Source organism: Hoyosella levis, from assembly GCF_026008515.1.
Lineage (GTDB): Bacteria > Actinomycetota > Actinomycetes > Mycobacteriales > Mycobacteriaceae > Lolliginicoccus > Lolliginicoccus levis.
The window spans coordinates 376,225-401,126 of the sequence record NZ_BQYM01000001.1 but is presented as its reverse complement, the minus strand read 5'-3'; the positions used below and the strand labels follow the sequence as shown (position 1 = coordinate 401,126).

The following is a 24,902-nucleotide window of genomic DNA, read 5'->3' as shown; positions in this document are numbered from 1 at the left end:
TGCCCACTATGGTTACCCACTCTTGATCACCATCGGTTAGGCTCACCTTGCTAACTGGCCGCCGCTGCCCGCGGACCGCGGCCACCACCCTGCTCACGCTCATCCGGGAAGGCAAGAACACATGGCACTGCGCCGCCACCCACGACTCGGCCGCCACCCACGACTCGGTAGTCGTGCACTACTCACCACAGGGATGGCCGCGGCCCTCGCCCTCGCAGGCTGCTCCTCCACCGACGACTCGGCCAGCGATGGCTCCGCGAGCGGATCCGGAGCCGTCGTCGAGCATGCTTTCGGCAGCACCGAGGTGCCCGAGGACCCGCAGCGCGTCGTCAGCGTCGGCTACAACGACCAGGACACCCTGCTCGCGCTCGGCGTGGTCCCCGTGGGCGCTTTCGACTGGTACGGCGACTACCCGGGCGGCGTGTGGCCCTGGGGGCAGGAGCAGCTCGATGGGGAGGTCCCCACTGTCGTGGGCACGCCGGCGGAGGACATCGATATCGAGACTGTCGCCTCGCTCGATCCGGACCTGATCGTCGGCACCTACACCGGGCTCAAGGAAGCGCAGTACGACCAGCTCAGCTCCGTCGCTGCCACGGTCGCGCAGCCCGATGACTACCCCGAGTGGGGAATCCCGTGGGACGCGCAGACCCGCATGATCGGGCAAGCAGTGGGGGAGACCGACAAGGCCGAGGAACTGATCGACGGCATCGCCGACAAGATCGCCGAGGTCAAGGCGGCGCATCCGGAGTTCGAGGGCAAGACCATCGCGGTGGGCGCGCTCAACGGCCCCGGCGAGTTCGGCATCTACAGCCCCGCCGACCCGAAGGTGCGCTTCTTCAACCAGCTCGGCTTCGTCAACCCGCCCGCCACCGAGGAGATCACCAGCAACTTCGCGCCGATCTCCACCGAGCAGCTCTCCCTCCTCGACGTTGATGTCCTCGTCTGGTACGCGAGCGCCGACTTCGAGCCGAAGCTGCGCGCCGAGCTCGACAAGACCGAGATCTACCAGCAGCTCGATGTGGTGCAGGACGGCCGCGCGATCATCCTCGCCGATGATGCCGCGCAGGCGATGTCGTGGAGCACCGTGCTGAGCCTGCCGTTCGCGCTCGACCGGATCCCCGAGCGCATCGCTGAGCTCCTGCAGTAGGTAGCTAGAGCTCGTTCCCCCGCACCGAAAGGCGCGGCACGATCAACCATCGTGCCGCGCCTTCGCGCGCTTCCGGGTGATCGTCGGCCTCGAGCTCCGCCGCGCGCTCCAGGCACCACTGGCGCAGCGCATCGAGACGCTCCCGGGCAAGCTGCGGCGGAATGCCGCCCGCGGCATCGAGGCTGCCCGCGAGATTGGCGGCGGCGCGCTCGAGCAACCGGCCCGCGCCCGCGGGATTGCCACGCGCGGCGTGGGTCACGCCCACGGCGAGCTGAGCGAGCGCGCGCCAAGCCTGCGCCTCGGCCTCCGGAGCTGCCTTCCAGGCATCCTCGAGCAGCTCGTGGGCATGGAACGGGTGACCAGTCGCGAGCAACGCGTCCGAGTCCCGCACTGCCTGGCCGGGCGAGGCAAATCCGGGGATCTGATGCCGGCACTCCCGGTCATCACCGTGCGGCAGGGGGCGACCGAGACAGTCCCGGGGCCGCTGGTTGCGAGCGCGGCCATCGCTATCGCGGTCACGGCTAGCGCTGTCGCGCGGGTGCGAGGAGGTCACGGTTCCATCGTCGCACGGGCGCGGCGCGGTGTGGCCAATCACGATCGTGGCCACCGGGGGAGCGGGCGGGCGTTCCTTGCCCTGCGAACAGGGGGCAAGCTAGCTAGAGTTTTTCCCACGCGGCGCCCAGGAGCACGCCGCACCGATCTCGGGAGCCCCGCATCGGGCGCCCGGCGAGCTTCGAGGGGCACTATGGCACGCACCGTCATCACGGTCATCGAGAATCACCCGAACTGCCCTTTGGACCTGCTCGAGGAACCCTTGCGACAGTGCCACCTCGAGATCGTCCGTCCCTATTATGGCGATGCGATACCGGTGGCCAGTGACGTCGGCGACGGGATGATCGTGCTCGGTGGCTACCAGAACGCGCAGGCCGACGACGATTGCCCCTGGCTGCCGCGCGTCCGCGCGCTGATGGCCGCCTGCGTCGAGGAATCGATCCCCCTGCTCGGCATCTGCCTCGGAGCCCAGTTGCTGGCACTGGCCTGCGGGGGCCGCCTCGATCGGGACGCGGAGGCGGGGCTCGAGGCAGGCGTCGCCGCGGTGCAGTGGTCCGCCGATGCCGCAAGCGATGAGTTGTTCCGCCGCATCGCTGCTGCCTGTGATCCGCTCCTGGTGCCGACGATGCACTTCGATGCCGTCAGCGAGCTGCCGCCCGGAGCGACGCTGCTCGGCTCGTCCGAGCTCTACCGGAATCAAGCTTTCCGTGTCGGCGACCGTGCCTGGGGAGTGCAGTTCCACCCCGAGGCCTCGTTCGGGACGTTCCGGGCCTGGGCCACCGATGCCGCGATGCAGGAATCGATCAGCCCCAGCCGGTTCCTCGCGGAATACAAGGACCGCGAGCCCCAGATCGAAGCATCCGCGCGGATGGTGGGCACTGCGTTCCGCAGTGTCGTCGTGGCCAATTCCGCATGACCTCCGCCACACCACGATCCCTTCGCCCTGCCAAATCATCGGATCGTTGAAACAAATGTGATTGCGGATGTAACAATCTCTAGCTCCCCGTGCGATGTATCTGTCAGAACGTCCGGCGCGCTGCCTGATCGGTGAGCGCCCGGCCACACGGGGAGAAAGGTCCATTGATGAACACCGACACCACGGCGCAAGTCCTCATCGAGGTGGTTGGCGATGACACCACGATCAGTTCCGCGTTCTCCATCGAAGCAGCCGCGTTCCGTGCCCACAAGAGCGACTACATCGATCACCGGCCACGCCCCCTGAGCTGAGCCCCCGCCGCTAGGCAGCCCGTAGCGCGGCCCTCACCCGGTGCATGAAACACTCAAGGGGTGGGTGAGCAGAGATTGACTCGCGTGAAGGTCGCGGAATACGCAGTGCTGTTCTGGCGCAACGGGAACCTCATCTGGGACGACTACCTCCACCACCGCCAGTTCGCGCTCACGCCCGAGAGCGTCGGAATACTGCGGTGGTTTTCTTCTTGGCGGGACATCGCCACCATAGGGCCGACCAATGACCTGCACCGCGCGATAGCCGAGCGGCTGCTCGAGGAGAAGATCCTGCTCGCCGAGGGCTCCGAGGAGCACCAGCAGGAGCAGCGCCTTCTCGCCGAATGGGGCGACTGGGGGCCATCCACGCGGTACCACCACTTCGCCTCCCGCACCGACGAGACGATCGAGTACCTCGACCCGGTGGCCGATGTGGAGGCATTCTCGTCGAAAGCACACGCCGAGCCACCACCCGATGTGGTCAAGACCTTTCCCCGGCAACCGATCACCGTCACCACGCCGAGCATCGACGATGCCTCGAACTGGCCACGGCCCGGGCTGGTCGATGTGCTGTTCGCCCGGCGCTCCACGCGATCATTCACCACCCGGCCCCTTTCCCTCGACGCCGTTGGCACGATCATCGATATCGCCGCAGGGCCCATCGACGTGATCGAGAATGCCGAGACAGGGCCCATCATCCGCAAGACCAGCCCCTCGGCGGGCGCGCGCAGCTCCATCGAGATCTACCTGCACGCCAATCGGATCCACGGGCTGCAACCAGGCCTCTACCACTACGCGGCATCCCGGGGCGGACTCGAGCGCATCCGCCGCCCAGCCCGCGCGAAGCTGCTCGCGCGGGCCCTCGGCAACCAGCCCTGGCTCGCCGAGGCGCCCGCGCTGCTCATCTACACCTCGGTGCTCCGGCGCAGCCGATGGCGATTCAGCACCACTCGCGCCTACCGCGACATCCTGCTCGAGGCCGGGCACATCAGCCAGACGGTCCTGCTCACCGCTACCGCCATGGGCCTCGGATCTGTCACCGCCACCGCGATCAGCGATGTGCTCATCGAGCAGATCATCGGCGTGGACCCGATCAGCGAGCCAGTGCTCGCCGTCACCGCCATCGGCTACCCCGGATAGCAGCTCACAACCTGCCCCTTATAGCGTGCCCCTTATAGCGTGCACAGCGGCTGGATAGTCTCCAGCCCGCCGGTCACCGGCGAGGTCAGGAAGAAGCACGGGTTCCAGCCTCGATCCGTGATGACATCCTGGACCCGCTGCCACTGCTCGCCGGTCAGCGTGCCTGATCGGGAGAGCACGAAGCCAGAGGTGCGGGCCGGATCGCCGACGATGGCGGTCTCGTAGCCCTCGTCGATGTAGGTGACGACGTAGTTCGGTACGCCCTCGGGCGGGGAGAACGGCACCGACCCAAACGTGACCTGCAATGATGCGTTGGTCGAAGGATCTGTCACGGTTGCTTTCCCGTCGATGCCCGAGCGACCGCCCGACCACGTGGTGCAGTCATTGCGCACCGAGATGGTGCCGGGCGCTATCACCGCATAGGTGGCGCTGGTATCGCGAGCGCACTCGAGGTTGAACGGCTGCGGCACGGCGGCCACCTGCTGCCAGGTGCCCGCGTAGCGCTCCACATCGAGCGAGGAGATCGATGGCAGCGGAGCGGGCATCATCGAGCCCGGTGCGGCAGAGGAAGCGGCCGCGCTCGTCGTGACGATGCCCGCAGCAAGGATGCCTGCGGCGGCCAGCGCGGGGAGGACCGGACGTGAAAGCGAAGGGCTCATGGTGGCTCCTGATGGCTCGGTGCGTGCCGGGACTGCGCAGCACCACGGCACGATTGAAGTGACACTGCGTTAGCAATCCGTAGGCGACGGCTGCCCGGATGGGTGGAACACGCCACAATCACAGCACACGGATTGTGCGATCGTCGCAAGACCAGCACCATAGAAGCCGTGAAACCCGTCCTCGACCGAGTAATCGGCTCGGCGCCCTACGCGATGGGCTCCCTCGTCGCGATCATCGGCATCCGCCTCATCAGCGGTCACGCCCCCGACGAGGCCGTCCTGGGATCGCTCGGCAGCGGAGCCTTCGGCTGGGGCATGATGGCGCTGCTCGGGATCGGCATGCCCGTGAGCCCCGCTGCGGACCCGGCAGCCAGCGCCCGGTAGCGCGCCTAGCCGAGCCCCGGCAGCGGCGGCTCGAAGTCCAGGGACACATACGGCGCGGAGCCATCCCCCTCCGGCGGCGGCCACGTCGCGACTGCCTCGTGCACGGCATCATCGAGCTGCAGCGTCACACGGTACTCATAGGGGCCCGGAGCCTCCGTCAAGGACATCTCCTCGCCAGTGCCGAAGAACCGCACACTGCCCTCCGGGCAACCGATCGCGGCGGCATCGCTGCTGATCGACTGCGACGAGCCATCAGCAGCAACGATCTCGACGGTCACCGCCGCATTGCCCGGATCCGTGCCGAGGTTCGACACCGACATGTCCGGCCGTGCCTCGCTGAGCGGAACGAACGGCGAGGCAATGGCGAGCGTGGCCTCGGGGTCGGTGATCGTTCCATCGCTCGGCGTGGTCCAGGTGAACGAGACCGCTGCATCGCCGCTTTGGCCGCGGACCGCCAGCAGCACCTCGTACTCGCCAGCGATTCCCATCGGCTCCAGCACGAAGAGGTCATCATCGTCGCGCGACAAGGTCGATTCGAACGTGCGCGCGCACTCCCCGCTGCCGGCCGAGCGCATCCGCGCGATGAACGTCGCATCCTCCTCGGGGAAGGAGATCCGGACGTCCTCGGCCGTGCCCAGCGCCAATGGCTCGACCGGCGGGGCGCCATCCACGCAGGTGCCATCCCAGCAGTATGACCACGGCTCGAGCACATGCTCAGAACCGCCCGCGGACACCGTGATCGGTGGCGGGCCAGCGGTATCGTCCTGGGGCGCGCTCGTGGCGGGCCCGGTGCTCGTCGCCCCGCCTGGGGAGGCAGCCGGGTCGTCGGGCTCCTCGCCCCCGCCGCAACCCGCGAGCACGACAACGGATGCCAGCAGCAGCGTCGCCGCTCTCCGCGATGGCCACCTCGAAGCGGTAGATCTCACCACACGACCTCAGCCTTCTCCACGCACGGACAACTTGCGCGTGATGCTACCCGCTCGTGCAGTGGCGCATGTCACCCCAGCCGGTCAATCCATGACACGTGTCATCGCCGATCCATGACAACCGGACGAGGCGAGTGCCTCCGGCACGAGCCACGATGAATGCATGGACCAGCACACCGCCGTCAGCCTCGCCGGCGTCACCAAGCAGTTCCACCTTCGCGGCGCCACGCCCGTGCACGCCGTCCGCGGCATCGACCTGCGCATCTCCACCGGCGAGATCGTGGCGTTGCTCGGGCCCAACGGCGCCGGGAAGACCACGACCCTCGACATGATCCTCGGGCTCGCAGCGCCCACGAGTGGCACCATCGAGGTGCTCGGCACCAGTCCCCGCGACGCCGTGCGCGGCGGAAGGCTCTCCGCGCTGCTGCAGACCGGTGGACTTCTCGCTGACCTCACCGTCGCCGAGACCGCGACGATTATCCGTTCCGTCACCCCCGGGGCCCTCCCCGTCAACGAAGCGCTACAGCGAGCTGGCATCGCCGAGATCGCCGATCGCCGGGTCGGGCTCTGCTCGGGCGGGCAGCAGCAACGCCTCAAGTTCGCGCTCGCGCTGCTGCCGGACCCCGACATCCTCGTCCTCGACGAACCCACCACCGGCATGGACGTCACCGCGCGCCGCGGATTCTGGGACGCGATGCGCGCCGAGGCTGCGCGGGGCCGCACCATCCTGTTCGCTACCCACTACCTCGAGGAAGCTGACGACTTCGCCGATCGCGTAGTCCTGATCGCCGAGGGACTCGTCATCGCCGACGGCCCCACCGAGCAGATCCGCGCCACAACAATGGGGCGTACCGTCACCGCGCGCCTTGCCCCGCGCGACGCGCCAGGCATCCGCGCGCTGCTCGCCGACCAGCCGGGCGTGCGCGGAATCGACCTGCATGGCGACAGGGTCAGCATCACCACCACCGAATCCGACGACATCGCCCGCTTGCTGCTGAACCACACCAGCGCCACCGATCTCGAGATCACCAGCGCGAGCCTCGAGGCCGCCTTCGTCGCGCTCACCTCGACCCGTGAGGAAACCATGCCATGAGCATCACCTACGCCCGCATCGAGCTGCTGCGCACGATCCGCAACGTCCCCAATGTCTTCTTCATCGCGCTGCTGCCTGGCATCTTCTACCTCGTGTTCGGCGCCATGCAGGAGTACGGCTCGGAGACGGCCGGGAATGGCAACGTCGCCGCCGCGATCATGACGTCGATGGCCGCCTACGGCGCTGCCGTTGCCACGATGACCATCGGCGGTTCCGTGGCCGTCGAGCAATTCCAGGGATGGGGCCGGCAGCTCGCGCTGACCCCGATGAGCACCCAGGGATTCATCACCACCAAGGCCGTCGTCGCCATGGTCGTCGCGCTGATGCCCATCGGGGTCGTCTACGCCACCGGAGCCCTCACCGGCGCCGAGGCGACCGCGCGGGTATGGGTGCTCTCCGCCGCCGCCATCTGGGCCGGGTCGGTCATCTTCGCGCTTTTCGGCCTCGCCGTCGGATTCGCGTTCCGCACCGAGGCCGCGCTCTCCGCCGCCGGTGGAGCGCTCGTCATCCTAGCCTTCCTCGGCAACGTGTTCATCCCGCTCAGCGGAACCATGCTGGCCATCGGCAAGCTCACCCCCATGTATGGCATGGTTGCGCTAGCCCGCTACCCGCAGACCGAGGGCGCGTACTCGACCGCAGCAGGAGAGCCCCTGTGGATCCCCATCGCCAACATCGTCGCCTGGACGATCATCCTCGGCGCCGCGGCAGCGCTGCTCTCCCGCCGCGGGCGGCAGCGGCAGTGAGCAGCACCATCGAGCCTGGCCGCGAGGAGCCCAGCGACAACGGCTGGATCTTTGGCGCGGCGTGGCTGGTGTTCCTCGTTTTCCCCGCCATGCTCATCGTCGAGGACAACACTTCTCTCTCCGCGCGCGCGGCAGCCCTGGCGCTCCTCGCCGCCTACGCCATCCTCTACACGGCTGGCCTGTTCCTGCTCCGGGACATCGCGGAGGACAGTGCCCGCATCAACATCCTCGTCGCGGCGCTGATCGCCATCATCGTGGCCGTCGCGGCAATCGCCGGAATCGGGGCGGCGCTGGCGATGCTTCCCTTCGTCACCTGCTACGTCATCTTCGCCTGGCCGCTAGCACGGTCCCTCGCGCTCATCGCGATCACTGCCGCCACGATCATCTGGACGCCAGTACTCATCGATGGCACGCCCGCCGGGGCGTACTGGGAGATCCTGCTCTTCACCGCGCCCGCCGTCGTGATCTCCCTGATGTGGCGCACCCTGCTGCTCGCCGAGGACCACCGGCGCCACCTCGAGCGCGAAGTGGCCCGCCTCGGCGAGCGCGACCGCATTGCCCGCGAGGTCCATGACATCCTCGGCCACGGCCTCACCGTCATCGCCGTCAAGGCAGAGCTCGCCTCCCGCCTCATCGATGCCGATACCAATCGCGCCCGCTCCGAGATCGACGCCGTCCACGAGCTGTCCCGCACCGCCCTCGCTGAAGTGCGCGCCGCGGTCAGCGGACTGCGAACACGCGGCCTGCCCGAGGCCCTGAGCTCCGCCGAGCAAGCACTCGACGCCGCAGGAATCGACTGGCAGACCGAGATGGCCGCCAGCCCCGACCGCGCCGACATCGCCGAGGTATTCGCCTGCGCAGTGCGAGAAGGAACGACCAACATCATCCGGCACAGCGACGCTCGCGCCTGCTGCATCCACATCGAGCAGCGCAGCCTGCGCATCACCAACGACGGCGCCGCCGCTGGGCCAGTGGGCACCGTCCGCCTCGGCAACGGCCTTCGCGGGCTCGAGGAGCGAGCCACCGCCGCAGGGGGACGCATCGCGGCCGGCACGACAGCCACCGGGGAATTCGTGCTGGAGGTAGAGATCCCATGATCCGCGTGCTGCTCGCCGATGACCAGGCCCTCGTTCGCGGTGCTCTCGCCGCCCTGCTCGACCTCGAGCCCGACATCACTATCATCGCCGAGGCGGGAAATGGCGCGGAAGCCCTCGCGGCCGCGCGCGAGCACCAGCCAGATGTGTGCCTGCTCGACATCGAGATGCCCGGCCTCGACGGGATCGCCACCACAGTGCGCCTGCGCGCCGAGTGCCCCGCCTCCCGCGTGCTGATCGTCACCACGTTCGGGCGCGGTGGCTACGTGCGTCGTGCCCTTGACGCCGGGGCACATGGCTTCGTGGTCAAGGACACCCCCGCCCGCGAGCTCGCCGAAGCCGTGCGGCGCGTCCACGCGGGCGTGCGCGTCGTCGATCCAGCCCTAGCTGCGGAATCGCTGGTCACCGGCAACAACCCGCTCTCCCCGCGCGAGCAAGAGGTGCTGCGCCTTGCCCTCGACGGCGCCGTCGTCTCCGTGATCGCTCGCCGCGTCCACCTCAGCGAGGGCACGGTCCGCAACCACCTCTCCGCGGCCATCGGGAAGACCGGGGCGGCCACGCGTGCCGAGGCAGCCCGGATCGCGCAGCACAACGGCTGGTTGTAGCGGGCGGGCGTTGGTGGCTCGGGGCGCGCCACTGGTGCTGCGGGCTGCGCGGCTGGTCCTCGGGATGCGCTGCTGGCGCTGCAAACGCGATAGAAACCGCGGAAATCCCTGGTGCGCTTCTATCGCGTTTGACGGCTTCCCGTGCTTTTGCCAGCACTGCGGCCGCCCGGGGTACTGCCAGCGCTGTGGCTCAGCCGTCACGGCTGTTTCAGCGTGTTCACAAGCACCAGGCAATCCGGGCGCGAAACCGGGCAAGCAGAACAAATCGGAAGCCGAACGTGACGCCGATCTTGCGGATCCGGTCCCGCAGCGGCAGGACTGTCACCCCCTAGCAATGCGAGGAGCCATCTCTCGAAACAGGGCGTGAATAGCTTGGGTGCTGTCCCTCCGGGGATGGTTCACGACAACCAATCGAAAGGACACCATCATGGGTCTTGTTGCTGGTCTCGTAACGATCGTCGGCGATCTCCTCCACCTGCTCCTCGGCGGACTGTGATCCCTGCGCGCTGAACACCTGGACATAGTGCTGGCCCTCGCTTCAAGCGGGGGCCAGCACGCGTCGCTCGCGAAGCGCTACTGCCGCGCGACGTACTCGAGCCCGTTGCCGGACTCGCCCATCACCGTCAACCGATCGGCCTCGATGGTCGCCTCTACCGTGCCCGCGGACAGGACGGCGAGCACCGCGCTCTCTACCTCGGTCTTTTCCTCGGAGCACGCCCTCCGAGTTGTCGCCAGCGGGGTGAACTCCACCGTGGAGCCATCCACCCGAGCTGATCCCATGATGCCGTTGCAGCCGGCCGAGCCGGTCACCCGCCCTTCCTCGTCGATGCGCAGGCTCGCGCCGGACTCGGCGATGAAAGCGCCAGAGGTGACCGCATCCTCCGAGATCAGCGCTCGCAGTTCCCATGTGGTGCCCACCAGCGGCTGGTCCGGCTCGGCGACCACGCGGTCCACCAGGGTCACGGTGGTCTCCTCCGTTCGCAATACCAGCTCCTCGCCGTCGAGCTGCCATTCGGGCTCGCTGGCGAGCAAGCTGTTGAGCCATTCGTCGGCCCCGGCGGTCTCCTCCGAGCAGCCGATCAGTGTCATCGCGAGCTGCTCGGTCCGGATCCGCCCGTCGGAGAGGTCGACGCCCCCGAAGGCGGTGTTGCAGCCCGCGGTGGCATTGAGCGTGCTGTCCTCGCCGAACTCGACCCGGAGGGGACCACCACCGGGTATCGGCGTGCCCTCGACCGAGCTGGAGATGAACTCGCGCCCCTCGAGACCCGCCACTGGCTCCTCCTCGTCGCTGCTGCCGCACGACACCGCCATGCCCGCGAGGACACCGCAGGACGCGAGCACGCCAATCATGCGCTTCGACACTGATCTCACACGTCCATCCCCGTCCGTCGTATATGTACCTTGCCGTTCTACCAGAAGGTGATAGTCATCGCTGCCGGGCGAGGGAGCGCTGGTCGATCGTCTACATTCGGAGGGTGACCACACCGCAGGACCCCCAGGACCGTGACCGCTCCGATGAGGGCGCGAGCTGGCCGCCACCGCCCGGCCCGCCGCCCTACCCCGGCTCGGGCCACCATGGCGCACGGGGAGACCAGTGGGGTGACAACAGCGGCTACACGTATCCGCCGCTCGGCGGCGCCCCCCAGGGCCCATTTGGCGCGACCGGTCCAGCGCATGACCCCTACGGCCCGCCACCGGAGCATGGCTATCCGATACCGGACCCAGCGCAGGGTGGTTACTACCCGCCGCCACCGGGCCAGGGCGACTATCCCGGCTATCCACAGGGCCCTGGCTATCCACAAGTCCCTGGCTACCCGCAGGGTCCCGGCTATCCCGCTGGACCCGGATCGCCCTACGGGATGGCGCAGCGCACCAACGGGCTCGCGATCGCGTCCCTCATCGTCTCGATCGCTTCGCTGCTGTGCTGCGGGTTCTTCGCGTTCATCGGCATCATCCTCGGCGTGGTGGCGCGCAAGCAGATCCAGCAGAGCGGGGAGAACGGCGACGGGCTCGCAATCGCTGGCATCGCTATCGGAGCCGCGCTCACGGTGATCTTCGTGCTCCTGGTGGGCCTCAGCATCATCGGGAGTGCCGCGGGCTACTAGCCGAGCCGATACGCTGGCGGTCATGGCGGAGGGCAGCAATGTCGATGTGGTCGTCATCGGAGCGGGGCAGGCCGGATTGTCCGCCGCACACTTCCTGGCGCGATTCGGGCTGCGCGCAGGGGAGGGCTTCGTGGTCCTGGATGCCGCTGATCGGCCCGGGGGCGCCTGGCAGCATCGCTGGCCCTCGCTCACCCTCGCCACCGTCAACGGGGTGAGCGACCTGCCCGGCCTCGCCTTCGCCGACATCGTGGACACCACGCGCGGGGAGGTCACCGCGGCGGAGGCCGTGCCACGCTACTACGCCGCCTACGAGCAGAAATTCGGCCTGGACGTGCGACGACCGGTCGCGGTGCAGGTGGTGTGCGGGCCGCACGACGATGATCGGTTCCAGGTCGAGACCAGCGCGGGCACCTGGCGGGCGCGGGGCATCATCAACGCCACCGGTACGTGGGAGAAGCCATTCATCCCGTTCTATCCGGGAGCGGACGCCTTCCGCGGCCGGCAGCTCCACACCCGTGACTACACCACCGCTGACGAGTTCCGCGGCAAGCACACCGTGGTGATCGGCGGGGGGATCTCTGCCATCCAGCTGCTCGACGAGGTCTCCCGCGTCACCTCCACCACCTGGGTGACCCGCAGCGAGCCGCGGTTCCGCGAGGGCCCGTTCGATCCCGGAGAGGGGCGGCGCGCGGTGGCTCTGGTGGAGGACCGGGTGCGCCAAGGGCTGCCGCCCGGCTCGGTCGTGTCGGTGACAGGCCTGCCAGTGACCCCAGCGGTTCGTTCTGCTCGTGACCGGGGGGTCCTGGCGCGGCGGCCGATGTTCGCCCGTATAGAGCCCGATGGCGTGCGATGGGCCGACGGTGAATTCCAGGCGGCAGGGATCCTGTTCTGGTGCACGGGGTTCCGTTCCTCGCTCGATCACCTGGCCCCGCTCGCGCTGCGCGGGCACGGCGGTGGCATCGTCATGACGGGCCGGGCAGCGACCCAGGTCGCCGAGCAGCCACGGGTGCATCTGGCGGGCTACGGACCATCCGCCAGCACGATCGGGGCCAACCGGGCAGGACGGGACGCCGCGCGGGAGCTGCTGGGCACGCTCGGGCTCCGGTAGCAGGCCCACGCGCGCTGCCGAGGTCGTAGGATCACCACGCGGGACGAGCAAGGAGGCAACTGGGTGAGCATCACCATCGAGAGTGGCATCGCCACGGTCATCGTGTCGGATCCGGACCGGGGTTGCAGCCTGGACATCCCGGGGCTCGACCACGCCGCCACCGTGCTGCGCGAGGACGACAGCATCCGGGCAATCCTGCTGCAGGGCCCGGACGGGATGGGGTTCTGCAATGGCGGCGATGTCAAGGCATTCGCCGCGGCGGAGGACCCCGGTGCCTATCTCGCGGAGATCGCTGCACCGTTCCACCGCTTCATCTCCGCGCTGCGCGCCATTGACGCGCCCTCGATCGCTGCGGTGCGTGGTTTCGCTGCGGGCGGGGGGATGAGCATCGCGTGCGCCGCGACGCTCGCCGTGGGCGGTCCAGGCACGAGGTTCCTCCCGGCATATCCGACGATTGGCTTCTCCACCGATGGCGGGCTGAGCTGGAACCTGCCCCGCATCGTGGGGAACCGCCAGGCCGCGCGCATCATCCTCGCCAACCAGCTCCTCGATTGCACCGAGGCGCAGCGCCTCGGGCTGCTTGGTGACGTCACCGATACCGATGAAACCGTCGTGCCGCACGCGCGCGCCATCGCGGAGCAGCTTGCTGGCGCGTCGCGCACCGCGACGAGCGAGATCCTGCGCCTGCTGCGCGCGAGCGACACCAATGCCCTCGACGAGCATCTCGACGCGGAGGCTTCAGCGATCGCCCGCACGGCAGGCAGCGCTGACGGGCGCGAGGGCGTCGCGGCGTTCCTCGCCAAGCGCTCGCCCCGGTTCGAGCGATAGATCCGATCCCTGCGACCTTCTCTTCTGCGACTTTCTCTTCTGCGACCATCAACCCTGCGACCTCAAGGAAACCCATGAGCAGTGACTTCATCGAGACCCTCGACCTGCGCGGCAAGGTCGTCTTCGTGGCCGGGGGAACCAGCGGCATCAATCTTGGAATCGCTGAGGACTTTGCCCGCGCGGGCGCGAACATCGCGGTGCAGAGCCGTTCCCAGGACAAGGTCGACGCGACCGTGGCGAACCTGAAGGAGTTCGGCGTCGCCGCGTTCGGGGCCGCCGCTGATGTGCGGGACTACGCCGCCACCGAGGAAGCCCTGGCGACCGCGGCCGACGCGCTCGGGCCCATCGACGTGCTCATATCCGGCGCCGCTGGCAACTTCCCGGTCGCAGCCCTCAACATGTCCGCCAACGCGTTCAAGTCCGTCGTCGACATCGATCTGCTGGGCACCTTCAACGTGCTGCGCGCGGGCTTCCAGTTCCTGCGCCGCCCGGGCGCATCCGTCATCAACATCTCCGCGCCGCAGTCGGAACTGCCCACGATCACCCAGGCGCACGTCTGCGCGGCCAAAGCGGGAGTGGACATGCTCACCCGCACCCTCGCTCTCGAATGGGGACCGTCTGGGGTGCGGGTGAACGGCGTCATCCCGGGTCCGATCGATGGCACCGAGGGCATGTCCCGCCTTGCTCCCACCGACGAGGCGCGCGATCTGGTCACCAATAGCGTCCCCTTGCGCCGCTATGGCACCCCACGGGATGTCGCCAATGTGTGCCGCTTCCTCGCGTCCCCGCTTGCTAGCTATGTGACGGGCGTCGTGCTGCCCGCCGATGGGGGATGGGTTCTTGGTGGCGCCGCCCAGACCATGGGGGTCATCGGGGCACCGCTGATGGAGCCCAAGCAAGGCTGATCAATGGGGCCAGGCCAGGCCGGGCAAGTCGAGACTGGGCCAGTCCAGGCCAGGAAAGGCCAGTGGCCCCGTGGATCATCCACGGGGCCACTGCGTTGGGGAGGGTCAGGGGCGGTCGGCGGGGTTCCAGGGGAAGACGGGCTGGTAGAAGGACTGCTCGACGTCGACCCACTGGCCGGCCTCGGCGTCCCACTCCTGGCCGATCTCCTGGGTGCCCTGGAGCACGCCAATGAGCTCGGCCTGTCCCGCGTTCATGTCGCCGATGCCGGTGAGGAACTCTCCGAGGGCGGCGTAGTAGCTGGAGTCACCGATCAGGGCGGTGAGGATCTGCTCGAGCATGGTGCATCCTTGGTTCGTAGGGTGCGCGCCGGGCTGGGGAGTGACGCGCTGCCCCTATTTGTATTGAGCCACAGCCGGATTGGTGAGCTAGTCGCAGCAAAGGATGCGCTTCCTTGACCGGTTTGTCGCCTGGTCGATACTCGTTTAACTGCAGGTAAACGGGGGTTTTCGATAAGGGGTCCGGGGCGAGGATGCCGAGTGCTCGAGCGTGGGCCGGTTGGTTTGCCGCTTGGCGCCGAGGGTAGTCCCTAGCAGGGCAGCTCAATGGCGAGCCGCGCCCACCGAGCCGTGCCCCTGGTCAGCGATCCCGACCGACGGCGCGCCTCGAAGGCACCCCACGCGACACCCCAGGAGCTTGCTATGTCCACCGACGCCATTGTCCTGCTCAAGCAGGACCACAAGCAGATCAAGAAGCTGTTCCGCGAGTTCGAGGCAGCGGGTCCGAAAGCCCATGTCCGCAAGGGGCAGATCGTCCGAAAGATCATCGAGGCGCTGACTGTCCACACCTATCTCGAGAACGAGTCTATGTACCCCAGGGTGAGCGAGTTGCTCCCCGAATTGCGCGACGACATCCTCGAGAGCTACGAGGAGCATCATGTGGCGGACCTGCTGGTGGCAGAGCTGGCCATCCTCGACTCCGATAGCGATCGCTTCACCGCGAAGACCACGGTGCTGATCGAGAACGTCACCCACCACATCGACGAGGAGGAGAACGAGTGGTTCCCTCGCGTCCGCGAGGCGCTGGGCCGCAAGCCGCTCCAGGAGATCGGCAAGGAGATGCTCGCGATGAGGGACAAGGCGCCCCGCTCGCCGGCGCAGCCGTCCGCGCTGAAGAAGGCGCTCGATGCTGTCACCAACTGAACGCGGCTGACGGCGCGCCAATCGGCACGGGCATTGAATCGGCACGGATGCCACAGGCTGGTGGCGTAGTTGCTCTGCTCCTCCCAGGAGCGGGGGCGGGGCGCGCCCTCGCTCCCGGGATGAGCGCGACGGTCAGGCGGTGGCGCTGGAATGTCCCGCAGGGGTGTGGTGGCCCAGGCGCGGCAGCAGCAGCCCCAGGGCCAGCATTCCTAGGCCCAGCCCCAGGTGGAGCCAGTTGTCGGCCGTGTTGAGGGGCACGAAGTTGGCCTCGCTGGAGTAGTCGATCACTGCCCCGTACACAGCAAGCAGCAGGTAGATCACCCCGCCGCCCAGGAGGTACATCCGGGCAGCGCTCGCGGTGCGGGAGAGGGCGAGCCCGGCGACGCCGAACGCCAGGTGCACCAGGTTGTGCAGGATGGAGACCTGGAACACGCCGAGGAGGGCGGCCTCCGACTCGTGCCCAGCGAACTGAAGGGTGTCGAAGTCGCTGGTCACGCCGGGGATGAAGCCGGCGATGCCCGCGAGCAGGAATGCTGCGCCCACAATGGCGGCGCCGACCTGGACGGGGGCAAATGCATTGGTGGGCCGGTGGTGTGCTTCGTGGGAGACCATGATGGTCCTTCCTGGTTGGCGGCGCCCCGTGGAGGGGCGCGGGGGGCGCCGAACCGTGAATACCCCCGGGCAGGCGGCTTAACCACCCAGGCCGATCAATCACCCCAGGCCGAGCATGTCGCCAGAACCTGGCGCCTGGGAAATGGAGCGGGAGGGAAACCAGGTGGCTTCCCTCCCGCTCATCAGGGCTGGAGACGCTACGGGTTCATCGTGTAGCTATCGGACATGCTGGCGACGGCATCCCACGTGGAGCTGTCATCGCTGTCCGCGGGACGACGGATCGCAGCGATCATGCGCTTCTGCTGATCGTCGGTCGCGAGCGGCTTGGAGTACAGGGCCACCGCGTAGCTGGAGAAGTCCCGGACGATCGTGGTGAAGATCTGATCGATGAGAGCGTCCTCGATGCCTTCGATGCGGGCCTGCTCGAGGATGAGGTGGCCGTAGACGATCTGGGTGAACAATTGGCCGACCTCGAGCATGAAGTTCATGTCCTTGATCTGGTCGGCCGATGGCGTGGCCTCGGTGAGCAGCGCGAGGAACTCGGTGATCTGCTCGCGGAACACCGCGACGTTCGGGATGCGCGAAGCGGCCTCGAACTCGCTGTTCCAGTCATGGAACCGCACCTTCGACAAACCCCGGGCGGGGCCCTGGTTGAACAGGAAGCTGTCGTTGGCGGCATCGCGGCGCGTGGGCACCTCGGGCAGATCGGCGGGCTGGAACAGGTAGGCAGCCATGAACTTGTTGATCAGCGCGAGGTTCACCGCGACGGTGCCCTCGAGCTTGGGCAGGCCGCGCACGTCATTGGCGGCGATGGTGATGAAGTTGTCCTTCTCGAAGCTCTTGGCCGCCACGATGTCCCCGAGCAGGCCGATGACCTTCTCCGACTCGGTGGTCACCTTCATCTTGGTGACGGCGTTGTAGAGCAGGTAGCGGCGATCATCGGCGCTGGCCTCGCGGAAGTAGTCGATCGCCCGGTCCGAGAACAGGCGCCCACCGATCAATCGGGCGTACGCCTCGACGAACGCGGCCCGAACATGCGGCATGGTGGTCACCGCGGCGCCGTAGAGGACGCGGTTGGAGGCGTGGGTGATGGCCTCGTAGAACGCGTGGGTGGCCATGCCGATTCCGCCGAAGCACAGGTTGAACTTGCCGACGTTGACGGTGTTCATCGCGGCGGAGAACGCATCGTCGCCACGGTGGAGGATGTCCTCCTCGCGAACCGGGTAGTCGTTGAGCTGGAACGCGGCCACATACATCTGCGAGGGCACGATGTTCTTGATCAGCTCGAACGCGGGATGCGAGGAGTCGGCGCGGAAGAAGACATACTCGTGCCCGCCATCGGCCTGGTCGATGCGGCCGAACACCGAGACCGTGCGGGCGCAGTTGCCGTTACCGATGTAGTACTTGCCGCCGTTGGCCCGGTAGCCGTCCTCGGTGGCGGTGAGCCGCATGTCCGTGGAGTAGACGTCAGCGCCGTGGTCCTTGTCGGACAGCCCGAACGCGGCAACCTCGCCGCTGGCGAGGGATTCGGCAGTGATCTGGCGGGCCGAGGAATTGTTGCTCTGCCAGACCGGTCCGAGGCCGAGCGCGGTCACCTGCCAGGGGTACCAGTAGTTCAACCCGTAGAACCCGAGGATCTCTGACAGCGCGGCGACGCGGGCGGTGTCCCAGCGGGCTCCCGGCGCGGCGCCCTCCTGGCCGGCGGGGGTGAGGAACTTCGCGAACAGTTGCTTCTCGGCGACGAAGTCGAGGAACTCCTGGTAGAAGACGTGATCGTGAAAATCCTCGGTCAGCTTGCCCAGGCCGCGGGACTCGAACCAGTCGATCGTCGCGGCGAGCAGCTCGCGGGTCTCGGCGTCGAAGTGCGCGGGGTCGTAGCTGTGCGGGTGCAGCAGAAGGTCGGGGGAGGGCACGGTACCTGCCTTGGTCTCGAACGGAGCATTGCTTGGCTTGTCCTCCGAGACTATGCCTCCGCCGCGCCTGCGTGCCAGAGCACACGCCGGGACGCGATGTCCCACGAAAGCGCTGGTACCCGGCGCTACGGCACTCGCCCCGGCGCGGAGCCGGTGGGGCATTCGTGGTGCTGCCGCCTTCCGGTGTTCCCGCGGCGCCTGGGTATTGCGAAATCCCAGCAACGGAGTAATGTACAACCGTATGGTTGTATATACGGACGCAGATTCCGCTGAGCTCACCGATGGCGAGGTCGACCGGATCTTCCGGGCCCTCGCCGACGCGACGCGCCGCGACATCCTGCGCCGGACTCTCGCCGGAGAGGCGACAGTCTCGGAACTCGCTGCGGATTACGACATGTCGTTCGCCGCTGTGCAGAAGCACGTCGCCGTCCTGGAAGGAGCTGGGCTGGTGACCAAGCATCCGAAGGGCCGCGAGCGGCAAGTCCGCGGCAACCCCGAGGCAATCCGGCGGGCACAGATGCTGCTCGACCGGTACGAACAGATCTGGCGGGGCCGCGTCGCGCGACTCGATGCGCTCCTCGCCGCCGACACCTAATGATCAACTCGAACCGAGAGGCAAAGCCATGCCCGTCACATCTGTAACCCGCGACCCGGAAGCCCTCACGATGACCGTCGTCGCCGACTTCGCGGCTCCGCTCGCGCGCCTGTGGGACGCCTACACCGACCCGCGGCAGATCGAGCGCTTCTGGGGGCCACCGGCCTACCCCGCGCAGTTCACCCGCCACGATGCCGCGCCCGGTGGCCGATCGGTGTACTCGATGACCGGGCCCGAAGGGGAGACCTACCACGGTTTGTGGGAATGGGATTCCGTGCAGCCACAGCAATCATTCGAAGTGCGCGACCGATTCGCCCACGCGGACGGCAGCCCCAACAGTGATCTGCCCGCCGTGCGAATGCGATTCACCTTCGAAGGCACCGACGCGGGATCCCGGGTCACCACCGTGAGCCAGTTCGACTCGCTCGCCGAGCTCGAGAAGCTCCTCGAGATGGGCATGGACGAAGGCATGAGGGAAGCGATGGGCCAGATCGACGCCATCCTCGACGACCTCTCGTCCTTCGCCGCTGGCCGAGCGACCGGCACCACGATCCTCAGCGACACGAAGGTACGCATCAGCAGGGTCATCCGTGGCCCGATCGAGGACGTCTGGCGCGCGCACACCGACGTGAGCCTCCTGCGGCAGTGGATGCTCGGCCCCGAAGGCTGGACGATGCCGGTGTGCGAGGTCGCGGAGAGGGTCGGCGAGAGCTACCGGTACGAATGGGAAGAGGCCGGGAACGACGAGAGCAAGTTTGGGTTCGAGGGCGAGCTGCTCGAGTCGGCTCCGCCGCACCGCATGGTGACCACCGAGCGGATGATCGGAATGCCCGGGGACGGCACGGTCAACGAGATGACCCTCGCGACTGTGGAGGGTGGCACGCTGATGACGCTGGTCATCACGTATCCGAGCGTCGAGCTGCGCGACATGGTCCTCGGGACCGGCATGACCGATGGCATGGAAACGAGCTACCAGCGGCTCGAGCGCGACGTGCTGGCGACGGCAGTCGCGTGACCGTTGCTGCCTGGTGACCGTGCCTGCCGGGCAGCTCGCCTAGCGAAAACAACTGGTCCCGCGCGCCGGGGTGGTGGCACGCGGGACCAGGGGTGGCAGCAGGAGGTGTGCTACTGCTTCACGGCCTCGATGTCGAGAGTGATGGTGACCTTGTCGCCCACCACGGCGCCGCCGTTCTCGAGTGGGGCGTCGAAGCTGAGGCCGAAGTCCTTGCGGTTGATGGTGGTGCTGGCCTCGAAGCCGGCGACCTCGCCCTGGCCCATGCCGGGGCTGACGCCGTTGAACTCGAGGGCCAGGCTGACGGGCTTGGTCACGCCGCGGAGGGTGAAGTTGCCGTCGAGGTACAGCTCATCGCCGTCGCCGCGGAGCCCGGTGGAGGCGAACGTCGCGGTCGGGTTGTTGGCGGAGTCGAAGAAGTCGGCAGTGGCGAGGTGCTCGTCGCGCTGCTTGTTCTTGGTGGTGACGGAGGCGACAGCGATGTGCGCGGTGACGGCCGGGGTGCCGTCCTCGGCGACCTCGAGCTCGCCGGAGAACTCGGTGAACTCGCCGCGGACCTTGCTGACCATGAGGTGGCGGACGCTGAACGACACGGTGGAGTGGACGGGGTCGATGGTCCAGGTTCCGGTGGTGAGGTCGGGCAGGGTGGTGACGGCGGTGGTCATGGTGGCTCCTTGAAAGCGTGGAATCAATGCAAGTAGTTGCGCGAGCAACTAAAACTAGTCAAGCATTCAACCAGGCTTGTGTCGAGGGATGGTGACGGAAGTCACATGCGCGAGGCTGGGCCGCCCGCAGCGCGCTGGCTGAAAGCGGGCCGCCCGAGGGCGAAAGCACGGGGGCAAAAGCACGGGAAACCGTCAAACGCGATAGAAATCGACCTGGGTTCTCCGCGGTTTCTCTCGCGTTTGCGGCGCTGCGGTCCAGCGGCCCGGCCCGCTCGGCCGGCGGAGGCCAATGACCTAAGCCCCGACAGCCGCGGTTCGAGCGAACTAGCCGGCGAGCACCGTGTACGAGATGGAATCTGCTCCATGCCTGGCATCCTGCGCGCCCAGGCTGATCTGCCCGCTGCCGAGCAGGGGGCACTCATCCCGCCGCAGATGCACCCGGGCTCCCTCATGGGTGACCACGAAAGTCCCGTTGGTGCTCTGGTCCTCCAGCACGAACGCGCCACGCCGGTACTCGATCCGGGCATGCTTGCGCGACACCAGCGGAAGGTCCACCACCAGATCGCTGTCCTGGCCCCGCCCTAGCAGGAACGGGGTGTCGCGCTCGGACACGCTCGCGGTCCGCCCGTGGAACAACAATTGCAGCACCTTGCCAGCCTCGCCCGAGGCCGAGCGCCCCAGGCTGACGATGCGGGTCGCATCGGTGTCGTCGTCCCACAGCACCTGGTAGATATCGAGGGGCTCCTTCTTTCCCTTCACCGTGGCGCGATCCACCAGCCGCACCCGCACTGCCCCGCCCGCGGGCAGCAGGGCAACGCTCGCCCCCGACATGACGATCTGCCCCGCCCGAGCGAGCGCCACCATGCGCGCCGCCACATTCACGGCATCGCCGAAGACATCGCCGTCGTCGCGGATGATCGCCTGGCCGAAATGGAGGCCCACCCGGACGCTCATGCGGGGGCCCGCGGGCAGTGGCGCGCGCATCGCTTCCTCGATGGCGATCGCGCCCTGAGCGGCATCGGCAACAGTGCTGAACCGGACCATGACCTCATCGCCGATGGTCTTGATCACGATGCCGCCGTGGCGGCCGACCGCGCGCGCCATGCGATCCACGGCCTCGGCGATCACCATGCTCGCGGTCGCGTCTCCCAGTGATTCGTAGAGCTCGGTGCTGCCGCTGACATCGGCGAACATCACGGCCAGCGCGTCAGGCTCATCCATTCAGCACCTCTCACGCGGGAATGCGGGCAGCAGGACCAGTATTGTCTCGCTGCCCATTATCGCGTCCCGTCGAGCTCGAGCTTGCCCCGGATGGCGACGGTCACCTCATCGGCGAGCCGCAGCGCCCCGAGGAAGGCGGAGAAGGGCGTGATGCCCCAGCGGGACTGGGAGACCTCCGCGGTGACCTCGAACAGTCCGGACTCGTCGATCGAACCGGTCAGCGCAACGGGCTTGGAGACTCCCAGCAGGGCCAGGTCGCCTTCCACCCGGAGCGTGGTGCCGTCGACGACGACCGAGGTCGAGGCGAACGTCGCGGTGGGGAACGCGCTGGGCTTGAGGACCCCACGCATGTTCTTCTCCGTGGTGCGCCGATCCGATCGGGTCATGGGCTTGACGCCGCCGATGGCCTCGGTGATCGCGAGGGAACCAGTCTGGATGGTGGCCGCGATAGTGGCCTCGCCCGGACCGCTCGGCGGCACCGTTGCGCGGGCGGACCACTGGGCAGCGCTGATCACGAGATCGTGGCCGACGCGCGCGCCCACCCCCGTCCGGGAGGTCCGCACTGTGAGCTGGTCGGAATCATGGCCCGGGTTCTCCGGGCCGAGGACGTATTCACCCGCATCGAGCATGGTGTCCACGGTAGTCCGGCGAACGACTAACCGTGCCCGGTCGGCGACGATCAGGAGTCCATTATGCGCTCTAGCGCACTATTTCCTCCGCCGCCCGGTCGAGCCGCTCGGGGAGGTCTGCTTCGGGCAGGTGCAGGCGCTCCGGCAGGCGAGAAGCGATCGCCGTCCCGAATCCCGCCATCCTGATGGTGTCGAGAAGGATGACCTCGATGTCCACGGGCCAGGGAAAATCCGGCTGGCTGATCAGCAGGGAAACATACCCGTGCAAGGCGGACCACAGTCCGATCGCTAGGCGCTGCGGACTGCCCTGGAAGATCCCGGTCTCGATGCACTGCGACACGGTTTCGAGGTGGAACTTGTAGCACTCGCGCGCCGCGAGGGCGACTCCGGGCGAGGAGGACTGGCGCATCATCAATACCCGGTACTGGACGGGGTGATCGAGGGCAAAGTGCGTGAAGGCCCGTGCCTGCGCGGCGAGAGCGGTGAACGGGTCACGGTGGCGTGCCCCCGATTCGCGGACGTGGATGCCTAGTTGATCCCAGACGCGAAGGCACACCGCGTCGACGAGGGTCTCCTTGTTCTCGAAATGCAAGTAGACCGACGGAGTGGTGACCCCGGTGCGGCTGGCTACCGCGCGCATGGTCAATGCGGACTCTGTGCCCGATTCCACGAGCATCGCTTCGGCCGCGTCGAGAATGTCGTCGCGGAGCTGCGCGCCCTCTCCGGGGCGGGCGCGAGCTCGGGTGCGGTGTCGCGATTCGGGCATTCTGGAATTGTCGGCCACTCAGGTTGACACTGTCAACCTGACGTCGTTAACTTAACGATGGGAGCAACGGTGCGCCCACGGCAGCGAAAGTGAGAAACCCATGACCACCTTCGATTCCGCATCGCGGTCAGAAGAAGTCTCGCCAGGCGTCTACGAGGTGAATCTCGACGGCCGCTTCGCCGTCGGCGACAAGCTGCACGGCGGCTACCTGCTCGCCACCACGGCCCGTGCGGCAGCGCATGGGGCCCTCCGCCATCCGGATCTCAGCGCGGTCAGCGCGACATTCATCAGCCCGCCCGGACCCGGGAGGGCCGTCGTCGAGACGACCGTCCTCCGCGAGGGAAAATCGGTCACTCAGGTCCATGCGGTTCTGCGGCAAGGCGGCACGGACTGCCTAGCCGCCCTCATCACCCTCGGAGCATTGCAGAACGCGGACCCGTTCTTCTCCACGGCTGCACGGCCGCAGATCCCCGACGAGGAAAGTTGCGTGCAGATCCCAGCGAACGGGCCTTTCGTGCTGCCCATCATGGATGTCGTGCAGCACCGGGTCGACCCAGGCGTTCTCGGGTTCGTCGCAGGGAAGCCCCGGGGCTCCGGTCAGGTCGGGGCGTGGATCAGGCATGCGGACGGAGCGCCGTGGGATCCGTTCAGCCTGCTGATCCCCCTGGATGCATCTCCGCCTGTTTCCCTGGAACTCGGTGTCACCGGCTGGGCGCCGACCATCCAGTTCACGGCGTTCATCCGGAACGCCCCCGCGCCCGGCCCCGTCCAGGTGCACACCACATCGGCGGAGATCAGTAGTGGCCGGATGGACGAGACGACGACCGTGTGGGACAGCGCTGGCCGTATCGTCGGGCAGGCCATGCAGCTCGCAGGGGTTCGCCTTCCCGACTGAGCCTGGGTGCCGGACACTAATCAGGTGGCTGACAACAAGACCGTACCTACCGATATCCCGCCTGAAGAGTTTATCGCCGGGATCGAGGATGCGCGCAGGCGCGCTGATGCGGAGGAGCTCCTCGAGATCATGCGCGCGCGAACCGGCGAGAGCCCAATGATGTGGGGGCCGAGCATCATCGGGTTCGGGCGCTACCACTATCGGTATGCGAGCGGGCGGGAAGGGGATTTCATGCCGATCGGGTTCTCGCCGCGCAAGTCCGCGATCTCGCTGTACATCTATGGCGACAACGGCGCACGTACTGAGATCCTCGCCCGCCTCGGAACACACAAGCGCGGCTCGAGCTGCCTGTACGTCACGCGGTTGAGCAACATCGACACCGAGGTGCTGGGTGAACTGATCGACGACGGCCTGCGCCGCTGCGCAGCGGACTGGCCCTAGGGCTGGCCCTGCTCGAGGATGGTCTTGAGCAGGCGCAGGTCCTTGCTGCTGGCACGTCGCAGCGCGGCGGAGATCATGGGCCTGGCCAGCCGGGAGAGCCGGGGCGGTCCACCCTCGTTGGTGAGCTCCATGCGCGTGGCACCCTCGCCCGCGTCCGCCCAGGCGTAGGTGGTGCGCATGGGGAACGGTCCCTCGCGGACCTGCATCACCAGTCGCTCGCCGGGCACGTGCTCGACCACCTCGTAGGTGTAGTCGAGGGTGCGCCCGACGAACTCGGCCCGGAACGCGAGCCGCGTGCCCACCGCGAGCGGCGGCGATGTGAGCCACTCGACCGACGAGATGTTCTCGTACCAGGTGGTCGCCTTGTCGGGGTTGGCAGCGAACCGGGCTACGTCGGAACGAGGGCGGTCGATGACGATCGACGTGGTTACCGAGACCAT

30 protein-coding genes are annotated in these 24,902 nt (G+C 67.7%); 18 read left to right on the top strand and 12 right to left on the bottom strand.

Going from position 1 to position 24,902, the window contains the following annotated elements:
• Positions 1 to 121 precede the first annotated feature (121 nt).
• Positions 122 to 1,147 carry an iron-siderophore ABC transporter substrate-binding protein gene (locus QC765_RS01815; RefSeq protein ID WP_373876627.1) on the top strand — a complete coding sequence of 342 codons (1,026 nt, stop codon included), beginning with the start codon at positions 122 to 124 and terminating at the stop codon, positions 1,145 to 1,147.
• Positions 1,148 to 1,151: 4 nt separating this feature from the next.
• Here the strand turns inward: QC765_RS01815 and QC765_RS01810 are convergent, their stop codons facing one another.
• Positions 1,152 to 1,700, bottom strand: coding sequence for a DUF309 domain-containing protein (locus QC765_RS01810; protein WP_278312706.1), 549 nt, complete (start codon positions 1,698 to 1,700; stop codon positions 1,152 to 1,154).
• A gap of 192 nt (positions 1,701 to 1,892) precedes the next feature.
• On the opposite strand from QC765_RS01810, the gene QC765_RS01805 reads away from it, so the two are divergent.
• From QC765_RS01805 to QC765_RS01795, 3 genes are all read left to right on the top strand, one after another.
• Complete coding sequence (locus tag QC765_RS01805) at positions 1,893 to 2,615, top strand: type 1 glutamine amidotransferase (RefSeq protein WP_278312705.1); 723 nt, start codon at positions 1,893 to 1,895, stop codon at positions 2,613 to 2,615.
• A gap of 167 nt (positions 2,616 to 2,782) precedes the next feature.
• The gene (locus QC765_RS01800; protein ID WP_278312704.1) at positions 2,783 to 2,926 is read left to right on the top strand and encodes a hypothetical protein; all 144 of its coding nucleotides are present in this window, start codon (positions 2,783 to 2,785) and stop codon (positions 2,924 to 2,926) included.
• Positions 2,927 to 2,986: 60 nt separating this feature from the next.
• Positions 2,987 to 4,063 (top strand): SagB family peptide dehydrogenase, encoded by a 1,077-nt coding sequence (locus QC765_RS01795; protein WP_278312703.1) that lies wholly within the window; start codon positions 2,987 to 2,989, stop codon positions 4,061 to 4,063.
• Positions 4,064 to 4,095: 32 nt separating this feature from the next.
• Here the strand turns inward: QC765_RS01795 and QC765_RS01790 are convergent, their stop codons facing one another.
• Entirely contained in the window at positions 4,096 to 4,722 is a 627-nt protein-coding gene (locus tag QC765_RS01790) for a lipocalin family protein (protein WP_278312702.1), read from the bottom strand.
• 168 nt (positions 4,723 to 4,890) lie between these two features.
• On the opposite strand from QC765_RS01790, the gene QC765_RS01785 reads away from it, so the two are divergent.
• Positions 4,891 to 5,106, top strand: coding sequence for a hypothetical protein (locus tag QC765_RS01785; protein WP_278312701.1), 216 nt, complete (start codon positions 4,891 to 4,893; stop codon positions 5,104 to 5,106).
• Positions 5,107 to 5,111: 5 nt separating this feature from the next.
• Here QC765_RS01785 and QC765_RS01780 read toward each other — a convergent pair whose 3' ends face one another.
• The gene (locus QC765_RS01780; protein WP_278312700.1) at positions 5,112 to 6,032 is read right to left on the bottom strand and encodes a hypothetical protein; all 921 of its coding nucleotides are present in this window, start codon (positions 6,030 to 6,032) and stop codon (positions 5,112 to 5,114) included.
• 163 nt (positions 6,033 to 6,195) lie between these two features.
• Here QC765_RS01780 and QC765_RS01775 point away from each other — a divergent pair, with 163 nt between their 5' ends.
• The 4 genes from QC765_RS01775 to QC765_RS01760 are packed head-to-tail and all read left to right on the top strand — an operon-like array spanning position 6,196 to position 9,567.
• A complete protein-coding gene (locus QC765_RS01775; protein WP_278312699.1) occupies positions 6,196 to 7,125 on the top strand; it encodes an ABC transporter ATP-binding protein in 930 nt (309 codons plus the stop codon).
• A complete protein-coding gene (locus QC765_RS01770) occupies positions 7,122 to 7,868 on the top strand; it encodes an ABC transporter permease (protein WP_278312698.1) in 747 nt (248 codons plus the stop codon). Before QC765_RS01775 ends, QC765_RS01770 begins: the two co-directional genes overlap by 4 nt.
• Positions 7,865 to 8,965: a sensor histidine kinase gene (locus QC765_RS01765; RefSeq protein ID WP_278312697.1), complete on the top strand. Its 1,101-nt coding sequence runs from the start codon at positions 7,865 to 7,867 to the stop codon at positions 8,963 to 8,965. The genes QC765_RS01770 and QC765_RS01765 overlap by 4 nt, the downstream gene beginning before the upstream one ends.
• On the top strand, positions 8,962 to 9,567 hold the full coding sequence (locus tag QC765_RS01760; protein ID WP_278312696.1) for a response regulator transcription factor: 606 nt from the start codon (positions 8,962 to 8,964) through the stop codon (positions 9,565 to 9,567). The genes QC765_RS01765 and QC765_RS01760 overlap by 4 nt, the downstream gene beginning before the upstream one ends.
• Positions 9,568 to 10,140: 573 nt before the next feature.
• On the opposite strand, the gene QC765_RS01755 is transcribed toward QC765_RS01760, so the two are convergent.
• Positions 10,141 to 10,938, bottom strand: a complete 798-nt coding sequence (locus QC765_RS01755) for an META domain-containing protein (protein WP_278312695.1) — start codon at positions 10,936 to 10,938, stop codon at positions 10,141 to 10,143.
• 104 nt (positions 10,939 to 11,042) lie between these two features.
• Between QC765_RS01755 and QC765_RS01750 the strand changes: the two genes are divergently transcribed.
• The 4 genes from QC765_RS01750 (at position 11,043) to QC765_RS01735 (ending at position 14,513) form a co-directional block, all read left to right on the top strand.
• Entirely contained in the window at positions 11,043 to 11,672 is a 630-nt protein-coding gene (locus tag QC765_RS01750; RefSeq protein ID WP_278312694.1) for a DUF4190 domain-containing protein, read from the top strand.
• Between the two features lie 22 nt (positions 11,673 to 11,694).
• On the top strand, positions 11,695 to 12,780 hold the full coding sequence (locus QC765_RS01745; RefSeq protein ID WP_278312693.1) for an NAD(P)-binding domain-containing protein: 1,086 nt from the start codon (positions 11,695 to 11,697) through the stop codon (positions 12,778 to 12,780).
• A gap of 63 nt (positions 12,781 to 12,843) precedes the next feature.
• Complete coding sequence (locus tag QC765_RS01740; RefSeq protein ID WP_278312692.1) at positions 12,844 to 13,608, top strand: enoyl-CoA hydratase/isomerase family protein; 765 nt, start codon at positions 12,844 to 12,846, stop codon at positions 13,606 to 13,608.
• Between the two features lie 74 nt (positions 13,609 to 13,682).
• Complete coding sequence (locus QC765_RS01735) at positions 13,683 to 14,513, top strand: SDR family oxidoreductase (protein ID WP_278312691.1); 831 nt, start codon at positions 13,683 to 13,685, stop codon at positions 14,511 to 14,513.
• A gap of 105 nt (positions 14,514 to 14,618) precedes the next feature.
• Here QC765_RS01735 and QC765_RS01730 read toward each other — a convergent pair whose 3' ends face one another.
• Positions 14,619 to 14,852 carry a hypothetical protein gene (locus QC765_RS01730; protein ID WP_278312690.1) on the bottom strand — a complete coding sequence of 78 codons (234 nt, stop codon included), beginning with the start codon at positions 14,850 to 14,852 and terminating at the stop codon, positions 14,619 to 14,621.
• Between the two features lie 360 nt (positions 14,853 to 15,212).
• Here QC765_RS01730 and QC765_RS01725 point away from each other — a divergent pair, with 360 nt between their 5' ends.
• Positions 15,213 to 15,713, top strand: a complete 501-nt coding sequence (locus tag QC765_RS01725; RefSeq protein ID WP_278312689.1) for a hemerythrin domain-containing protein — start codon at positions 15,213 to 15,215, stop codon at positions 15,711 to 15,713.
• A gap of 132 nt (positions 15,714 to 15,845) precedes the next feature.
• Here the strand turns inward: QC765_RS01725 and QC765_RS01720 are convergent, their stop codons facing one another.
• Positions 15,846 to 16,325: a DUF4383 domain-containing protein gene (locus QC765_RS01720; protein ID WP_278312688.1), complete on the bottom strand. Its 480-nt coding sequence runs from the start codon at positions 16,323 to 16,325 to the stop codon at positions 15,846 to 15,848.
• 197 nt (positions 16,326 to 16,522) lie between these two features.
• On the bottom strand, positions 16,523 to 18,238 hold the full coding sequence (locus QC765_RS01715) for an acyl-CoA dehydrogenase family protein (protein ID WP_309297285.1): 1,716 nt from the start codon (positions 18,236 to 18,238) through the stop codon (positions 16,523 to 16,525).
• A 241-nt stretch (positions 18,239 to 18,479) separates the two neighbouring features.
• Between QC765_RS01715 and QC765_RS01710 the strand changes: the two genes are divergently transcribed.
• Both QC765_RS01710 and QC765_RS01705 read left to right on the top strand, forming a co-directional pair.
• Positions 18,480 to 18,833 carry an ArsR/SmtB family transcription factor gene (locus QC765_RS01710; protein ID WP_278312687.1) on the top strand — a complete coding sequence of 118 codons (354 nt, stop codon included), beginning with the start codon at positions 18,480 to 18,482 and terminating at the stop codon, positions 18,831 to 18,833.
• Between the two features lie 28 nt (positions 18,834 to 18,861).
• The gene (locus QC765_RS01705) at positions 18,862 to 19,848 is read left to right on the top strand and encodes an SRPBCC family protein (RefSeq protein WP_278312686.1); all 987 of its coding nucleotides are present in this window, start codon (positions 18,862 to 18,864) and stop codon (positions 19,846 to 19,848) included.
• A gap of 110 nt (positions 19,849 to 19,958) precedes the next feature.
• Here QC765_RS01705 and QC765_RS01700 read toward each other — a convergent pair whose 3' ends face one another.
• The 4 genes from QC765_RS01700 to QC765_RS01685 form a co-directional block, all read right to left on the bottom strand.
• Positions 19,959 to 20,510 carry a YceI family protein gene (locus QC765_RS01700; protein ID WP_278312685.1) on the bottom strand — a complete coding sequence of 184 codons (552 nt, stop codon included), beginning with the start codon at positions 20,508 to 20,510 and terminating at the stop codon, positions 19,959 to 19,961.
• Positions 20,511 to 20,834: 324 nt separating this feature from the next.
• Positions 20,835 to 21,731, bottom strand: coding sequence for an adenylate/guanylate cyclase domain-containing protein (locus QC765_RS01695; protein WP_278312684.1), 897 nt, complete (start codon positions 21,729 to 21,731; stop codon positions 20,835 to 20,837).
• A 56-nt stretch (positions 21,732 to 21,787) separates the two neighbouring features.
• Positions 21,788 to 22,360 carry a YceI family protein gene (locus QC765_RS01690; RefSeq protein WP_278312683.1) on the bottom strand — a complete coding sequence of 191 codons (573 nt, stop codon included), beginning with the start codon at positions 22,358 to 22,360 and terminating at the stop codon, positions 21,788 to 21,790.
• Between the two features lie 70 nt (positions 22,361 to 22,430).
• Positions 22,431 to 23,126 carry a TetR/AcrR family transcriptional regulator gene (locus QC765_RS01685; RefSeq protein WP_278312682.1) on the bottom strand — a complete coding sequence of 232 codons (696 nt, stop codon included), beginning with the start codon at positions 23,124 to 23,126 and terminating at the stop codon, positions 22,431 to 22,433.
• Positions 23,127 to 23,226: 100 nt separating this feature from the next.
• Between QC765_RS01685 and QC765_RS01680 the strand changes: the two genes are divergently transcribed.
• Both QC765_RS01680 and QC765_RS01675 read left to right on the top strand, forming a co-directional pair.
• Positions 23,227 to 24,021 (top strand): thioesterase family protein, encoded by a 795-nt coding sequence (locus tag QC765_RS01680; RefSeq protein WP_278312681.1) that lies wholly within the window; start codon positions 23,227 to 23,229, stop codon positions 24,019 to 24,021.
• 24 nt (positions 24,022 to 24,045) lie between these two features.
• The gene (locus tag QC765_RS01675) at positions 24,046 to 24,462 is read left to right on the top strand and encodes a DUF1801 domain-containing protein (RefSeq protein ID WP_278312680.1); all 417 of its coding nucleotides are present in this window, start codon (positions 24,046 to 24,048) and stop codon (positions 24,460 to 24,462) included.
• Here the strand turns inward: QC765_RS01675 and QC765_RS01670 are convergent.
• Complete coding sequence (locus QC765_RS01670) at positions 24,459 to 24,902, bottom strand: SRPBCC family protein (protein WP_278312679.1); 444 nt, start codon at positions 24,900 to 24,902, stop codon at positions 24,459 to 24,461. The two genes, QC765_RS01675 and QC765_RS01670, sit on opposite strands and share 4 nt — an antisense overlap.

What these genes read in the sequence shown, in the direction of transcription:
- QC765_RS01745 (WP_278312693.1), top strand. Translation starts at nt 11,695, where the DNA reads ATGGCGGAGGGCAGCAATGTCGATGTGGTCGTCATCGGAGCGGGGCAG.
- QC765_RS01695 (WP_278312684.1), bottom strand. Translation starts at nt 21,731, where the DNA reads ATGGATGAGCCTGACGCGCTGGCCGTGATGTTCGCCGATGTCAGCGGC.
- QC765_RS01710 (WP_278312687.1), top strand. Translation starts at nt 18,480, where the DNA reads ATGGTTGTATATACGGACGCAGATTCCGCTGAGCTCACCGATGGCGAG.
- QC765_RS01725 (WP_278312689.1), top strand. Translation starts at nt 15,213, where the DNA reads ATGTCCACCGACGCCATTGTCCTGCTCAAGCAGGACCACAAGCAGATC.
- QC765_RS01700 (WP_278312685.1), bottom strand. Translation starts at nt 20,510, where the DNA reads ATGACCACCGCCGTCACCACCCTGCCCGACCTCACCACCGGAACCTGG.
- QC765_RS01730 (WP_278312690.1), bottom strand. Translation starts at nt 14,852, where the DNA reads ATGCTCGAGCAGATCCTCACCGCCCTGATCGGTGACTCCAGCTACTAC.
- QC765_RS01685 (WP_278312682.1), bottom strand. Translation starts at nt 23,126, where the DNA reads ATGCCCGAATCGCGACACCGCACCCGAGCTCGCGCCCGCCCCGGAGAG.
- QC765_RS01670 (WP_278312679.1), bottom strand. Translation starts at nt 24,902, where the DNA reads ATGGTCTCGGTAACCACGTCGATCGTCATCGACCGCCCTCGTTCCGAC.
- QC765_RS01690 (WP_278312683.1), bottom strand. Translation starts at nt 22,360, where the DNA reads ATGCTCGATGCGGGTGAATACGTCCTCGGCCCGGAGAACCCGGGCCAT.
- QC765_RS01790 (WP_278312702.1), bottom strand. Translation starts at nt 4,722, where the DNA reads ATGAGCCCTTCGCTTTCACGTCCGGTCCTCCCCGCGCTGGCCGCCGCA.
- QC765_RS01720 (WP_278312688.1), bottom strand. Translation starts at nt 16,325, where the DNA reads ATGGTCTCCCACGAAGCACACCACCGGCCCACCAATGCATTTGCCCCC.
- QC765_RS01800 (WP_278312704.1), top strand. Translation starts at nt 2,783, where the DNA reads ATGAACACCGACACCACGGCGCAAGTCCTCATCGAGGTGGTTGGCGAT.
- QC765_RS01705 (WP_278312686.1), top strand. Translation starts at nt 18,862, where the DNA reads ATGCCCGTCACATCTGTAACCCGCGACCCGGAAGCCCTCACGATGACC.
- QC765_RS01760 (WP_278312696.1), top strand. Translation starts at nt 8,962, where the DNA reads ATGATCCGCGTGCTGCTCGCCGATGACCAGGCCCTCGTTCGCGGTGCT.
- QC765_RS01680 (WP_278312681.1), top strand. Translation starts at nt 23,227, where the DNA reads ATGACCACCTTCGATTCCGCATCGCGGTCAGAAGAAGTCTCGCCAGGC.
- QC765_RS01775 (WP_278312699.1), top strand. Translation starts at nt 6,196, where the DNA reads ATGGACCAGCACACCGCCGTCAGCCTCGCCGGCGTCACCAAGCAGTTC.
- QC765_RS01805 (WP_278312705.1), top strand. Translation starts at nt 1,893, where the DNA reads ATGGCACGCACCGTCATCACGGTCATCGAGAATCACCCGAACTGCCCT.
- QC765_RS01770 (WP_278312698.1), top strand. Translation starts at nt 7,122, where the DNA reads ATGAGCATCACCTACGCCCGCATCGAGCTGCTGCGCACGATCCGCAAC.
- QC765_RS01815 (WP_373876627.1), top strand. Translation starts at nt 122, where the DNA reads ATGGCACTGCGCCGCCACCCACGACTCGGCCGCCACCCACGACTCGGT.
- QC765_RS01735 (WP_278312691.1), top strand. Translation starts at nt 13,683, where the DNA reads ATGAGCAGTGACTTCATCGAGACCCTCGACCTGCGCGGCAAGGTCGTC.